Source organism: Gardnerella sp. 26-12 (assembly GCF_001660745.1).
In the GTDB taxonomy this organism is placed as follows: domain Bacteria; phylum Actinomycetota; class Actinomycetes; order Actinomycetales; family Bifidobacteriaceae; genus Bifidobacterium; species Bifidobacterium swidsinskii.
In genome coordinates this window covers 1-3,844 of sequence record NZ_LWSR01000009.1, presented here as the reverse complement: position 1 = coordinate 3,844, position 3,844 = coordinate 1, and the positions used below count along the sequence as shown (strand labels likewise).

At 40.6% G+C, this 3,844-nt stretch carries 3 protein-coding genes; 1 reads left to right on the top strand and 2 read right to left on the bottom strand.

Translation table 11 applies throughout. The features are described from left to right. Window positions 1-3,050 (top strand): BspA family leucine-rich repeat surface protein (locus A5295_RS01145; RefSeq protein WP_231875265.1); only part of this gene is annotated, 3,050 nt, incomplete at its 5' end. A 30-nt stretch (window positions 3,051-3,080) separates the two neighbouring features. On the opposite strand, the gene A5295_RS01140 is transcribed toward A5295_RS01145, so the two are convergent. Next, on the bottom strand, window positions 3,081-3,359 hold the full coding sequence (locus A5295_RS01140; protein WP_004108415.1) for a type II toxin-antitoxin system YafQ family toxin: 279 nt from the start codon (window positions 3,357-3,359) through the stop codon (window positions 3,081-3,083). A gap of 2 nt (window positions 3,360-3,361) precedes the next feature. Then, complete coding sequence (locus A5295_RS01135; RefSeq protein WP_050770715.1) at window positions 3,362-3,682, bottom strand: type II toxin-antitoxin system RelB/DinJ family antitoxin; 321 nt, start codon at window positions 3,680-3,682, stop codon at window positions 3,362-3,364. Between the last annotated feature and the right edge of the window lie 162 nt (window positions 3,683-3,844).

The following is a 3,844-nucleotide window of genomic DNA, read 5'->3' as shown; positions in this document are numbered from 1 at the left end:
GGGGGGGGTCTGTAGATAACAGCAATGCTGGCAAAGATGCCAGTAAAATTGCTGGAAAAGGTGCTGGCAAAGATGCCAGTAAAGATGCTGTAAAATCTGGTAAATCTGACAAAAATGCTGACAAAGCTTCTAAAAAAGATAGCAAAGACGCTAACAAAGCTAAGGGCAAAGATCGCAGCACTGGTGATGGTGAGAAATTAAGCCTAGAAGAAGTTAAAAAGCTTCCTGCTTGCGTGGTTCATTATCTTCCAGACAACTTCCCTGATACAGTTCTATTCCGCCCTAAATCTGGTTCTGGAAATGCGTGTGCTATTAGTGCTGATGGGCTATCTAGTAATTTTAATAGTATTCGAAAAGCAATTTCAAATCTCAATAATGATGGCACTGGCTCAGTTGATTTTTATGGTGCAGAAGTGTATGCGTATGGGAGTCTGTCCAAGAAAGGTGTGGGTCTTTTTTCAGGGAAAAATATTAGTAGCATTGGTAACATTGACAAGTTTGATGTAAGTAACGTTACAGACATGTCTTATCTATTTAAGGATTCCTCATTAACTGATTTTAGTTTTTTGAGCGGTTGGGATGTGAGCAAGGTTACGAATATGGAGGGCATGTTCGAGGGGTGCACTGGTTTAGAAGATATTAGCGGTTTGGCTAATTGGAAGGTTGACAATGTTACGAATATGGAGGGCATGTTCGAGGGGTGCACTAGTCTGAAATCTCTTAAAGGGTTGGAAGATTGGGATGTGAGCAATGTTAGAAGTATGTCTGGAATGTTCGCGTCTGTTATTAAGGACCAAGATCAACATGATGCTTTGAATCCAGTAGTCGGGTATGCAGGTGAGATGGCGATTGCTTCGGTTAAATCTTTAAGTAAGTGGAAGACTGGCAATGTTAAGAACATGAACAGAATGTTTGAGGGTTGCACCAAGATAACAGATTTTGACGGTTTGAAAAGCTGGAATACTGAAAACGTTTCAGCAATGATCGGTATGTTCGAATACTGCAAGAGTATGAGTTCGCTTGGATTTTTGAGTGGTTGGGATGTTAGAAATGTTACAGATATGAGGGCAATGTTTGCGCTGTGCAGCAACATTGGAAGTACTGAAGGCTTGGGAGAGTGGAATGTTAGTAACGTTAAAAAAATGGATGACATGTTTGTATATTGCTCTAAGCTTAAAAATATCGAAGATTTAGCTAATTGGAATACAAAAGATAAGAGCAGTACAAGCGCATTAACTAGCACGTTTAGAATGTTCTCTAATTGCAGTTTTCTTACTAAACTTGATCCTTTGAAAGATTGGGATGTTAGCAGTGTTGAGAACATGAGCAGCATGTTTAACACTTGCGGCAGTCTTACTAGTCTTGATCCTTTGAAAGATTGGGATGTTAGCAGTGTTGAGAAGATGAGCGACATGTTCAGTAATTGTGGTAGTTTAACTAGTCTTCAACCTTTGAGCAGCTGGAATGTTGGCAGTGTTACGGACATGAGCAGCATGTTCTCCAATTGCTACTTTGAGCATATAAACCATGAAGGTGATGTAGTAGAAATAACAGGGTTGGCTGATATAAGTGCATTGAGCGGCTGGAATGTTGGCAGTGTAACGAATATGTTTAGCATGTTCAGTGGTTGTACTCGCTTGGGTAATCTTAAAGGTCTAGAAGGGTGGAATGTTAGCAATGTTACGGATATGTCTAGCATGTTTTCTGATTGCAAAAAACTTACCGGCGCTGCGGATTTAAGCAAGTGGGATATTTCAAAAGTTACGAATCTTAGTTCGATGTTTTCCAATGCAGGAGCAGAAAGTGGCGACAGTCTTATATTAGATTTCAGCAATAAGAACTTTACAAAACCTACTAATTCTGAGTCTACTACTGTTTCTGTTGATGGTATGTTTGGTGGTTTTAAAGGCACGTTGATTGCGAATAATTTGCAGTCTAGTGGTTTTGAGAATAATCCTGAGGATGATCCTATCAAAAGTCATTTTGCTGATGGCGAAATATTCTCCCTCGATGAGAATGGTCACAGCGATAATATAGTCGTAACTAATAATGTTACGATTTTAGATACAATTTCAAACAATGATGATCTTAAAAATATTGCATACTACATTCCTGTTAAAGCCAAGCTAATGGAGCCTGGCGATATAAAAAATGACAATATGACATGTGATTGCAATAGAGATTCGGGTGGCACTACTTATACTTACTATATTCCTGCACTGTATAATTCGAGTAATTTAGAGAAGAAACAGGATGAAAAATCGCAGGATTATGCGTACAGAATTGTAAAAAATAGTTTCGCTTCAAAGTTTAGAAGTGCTATAGATTCTCAATCGGGCGAAGTTATTGGTGGTGAGGAACCTGGTGGTGAACCTGGTGGTGATGAACCTGGCGGAGATGAACCTGGTGAAGGTGAAGGTGGCGATAAATCAGGTGGTGATACTGATACTGGCTCGCGTAGTGCAACGTTGAAATCGCGTGTAAAGAAACTGCGATCCGCAAGGAAATTGCGATCTGTAAGAGATGGCGATGATGAAGATGAAAATCCTGAACCTGAGCCTGACGAAAAACAGGGTAATACTTATAAAATCATGTTTAAGAAGTCAAGCGAAGGTGGTTGCACTTGGACAGAACTTGGCGATGGTGATGGTGCTGTGCCTGTTAGTAATCCAATTTCGCCTTTAGTGTTCTTTACTACGACGTACTATTTGGAGACATTTGTTCAGCCAGTGCCTTTGCCGCATACTGGCGGCCAGTCGGCTATTATGTTCACGTTCTTGTCTATTGGACTGTTCTCAATGTTTGCGGTTGCTGGGGCGTTCGGTCGTCATGGTTGGGTTGCGTCTGTGCTCTCTGGCACTGCTTTGACTGGGTTTGCGAAGGCTTTTGGCGGCGGCGCGCTCGATATTGCAGCTGGCTTTAAGCACTGCTTCGCGCATCCTGTTGTAAGTGGCTCGATGATTAAATCTGCTGTAAGTGCGGCAACCGGCTTCTTTGCTCGGTTCCGAAGTGACGATTCCACCTTTGGCAAACACACTAAACAGCGTTAAATCGCAGTGCTCAAGCAGGTCGGAGTGCGCTTACTCATTGAATACATCGGAGTGCGTTCCCGTGCGAGATGCTGTTAGAACAAGCTCGTTTTCCTTAATTATGTAAATCAATAGCCAGTCTGATTTTACATGGCATTCACGGAAGCCTAAATATTTTCCTTTAAGAGGATGATCTTGGTACGTTTCGTCAAGAATCTCTTCGTTGCGCAACTTCTCAAGTAGTATATTAACAAGATGTGTATCGTATCCGCGCTTTCTGATTCTCTTCATGTCTTTTTTAAACTGTGAAGTGTATGTCAAAGTAAGCATAATTAATCTTCCTTAAAAACGTCGTCCATCATCTCGGATACTGAGTTATAGCGTTTTGCTGGAACTTTTCCGGATAGAATATCATTTGCTTCCTTAAACGCGGCGATTGTTTCTTTATTGTATTTTGGCTGTTTTAAGTCGAATGGGAGTCCTTCTACCATAAGTGATTTGTGTAAGAACATGTTTATTGCTTCGCTAAGAGTTATGCCGAAGCTGGCGAATAATTCTTCTGCCTGCGCTTTAACATCCTTGGTGACGCGTACGTTGATGCTCGCGGTTTTCGCTGCAGTGTTTGATTTCGTTGCTGTTGCGCTGATTGCCATAATATGCTTCCTTGATTTTATACTTATAATTTTTGCTTCTATAAGCGCGTTAGTTTTCTTGACTCGTTAATTTTGTTTAATTTTGATTTGTTTTTCTAGCTTTTTGTGATATTCAGCTATCAACTTTTATTACATTCTACAATGTGTTACACTGTTTTACAA